Genomic DNA, 981 nt, shown 5'->3' with positions numbered 1-981 from the left:
GGCGCTGCGCGAGGGCTGGGCCTGGGCCCAACGCGAGTGGAGCCAGGTATCGGCCGATACCGGCGTGGGCAACCCGGCCGCCGCCACCGCCGAAAAAGGCGCGGCCTTCTTGGAAGCCGTGACCACCAACATCGCGCAGTTTCTGGTGGAGCTGGCCGCCGCCGACCCGCAGGACTTGTACGAGTAGCAGAGGCAGCGCGCCTTCGCTTCGTTCGATGACAGTACGCGGCCAACTATTTCGCCCCCGGGCGAAGTGGTTGGCCGCTTATTTTTTGGCGTGCGTGCCGCTGATTTATACCAGAATACGACGATATAGCGGTGGCTGAAAAGTCTGATGCCGCTTAACGGATTATTGCTATTGACAGCTGAATAAAGGCTTTTTCGGCTGGAATGAGCTACTTGGATAAAGTCCGTAATCTCGAATTTCTGGATTGCGAAGGCCTTGGGGCAACTTCTAGTTTTGGCTCAATATCAACCCGGCTCGGTGCAAACTGAAGCGCCGCCAGAACCACCCGCCAAACCTTCCGCCCATGCCATCCATCTACGACCTGAAGCCCCGGTTTCAGCAGCTGTTGCGGCCCGCTACTGCCTTCTTCCACTGGGCCGGCTGCACGGCCAACAGCGTAACCGTGGCGGCCGCGCTGGCCTCGGCCGCTTACGGCATCTGGCTGGCGCTGGCTCCCGCCAACCGCTGGGCCTGGGCCCTGCTGCCCGCCTTTCTGCTGGCCCGTATGGCCCTGAATGCCATCGACGGCCTACTGGCCCGCGAGTACGGGCAGCAAAGCCAACTCGGCGCGCTGCTGAACGAGGCCGGCGACGTGGTGGCTGATACCGCCCTCTACGTGCCGCTGGCTCTGCTGCCGGGCGTGCATGCCGTCGGGGTGCTGGCGGTGGTGTTCCTGGCCGGGCTGAGCGAGTTTGTGGGCGTGCTGGGGCAGGTGGTAGGTGGCGGCCGCCGCTACGACGGCCCCTGCGGCAAAA

Annotated in this window: 2 protein-coding genes; both read left to right on the top strand. The window is 63.8% G+C overall.

All coding sequences use genetic code 11. The features are described from left to right. Positions 1 to 187, top strand: a 187-nt coding sequence (locus ACYVDE_RS24225) for a creatininase family protein (RefSeq protein WP_460504083.1), incomplete at its 5' end; no start/stop codon positions are given. A 343-nt stretch (positions 188 to 530) separates the two neighbouring features. Further along, positions 531 to 981, top strand: a 451-nt coding sequence (locus ACYVDE_RS24220; RefSeq protein WP_460504082.1) for a CDP-alcohol phosphatidyltransferase family protein, incomplete at its 3' end; no start/stop codon positions are given.

The sequence above is a fragment of the Hymenobacter agri genome, assembly GCF_054778495.1.
Note: the sequence above shows the minus strand (reverse complement) of the source record. Positions and strands in the feature narration are given on the sequence as shown.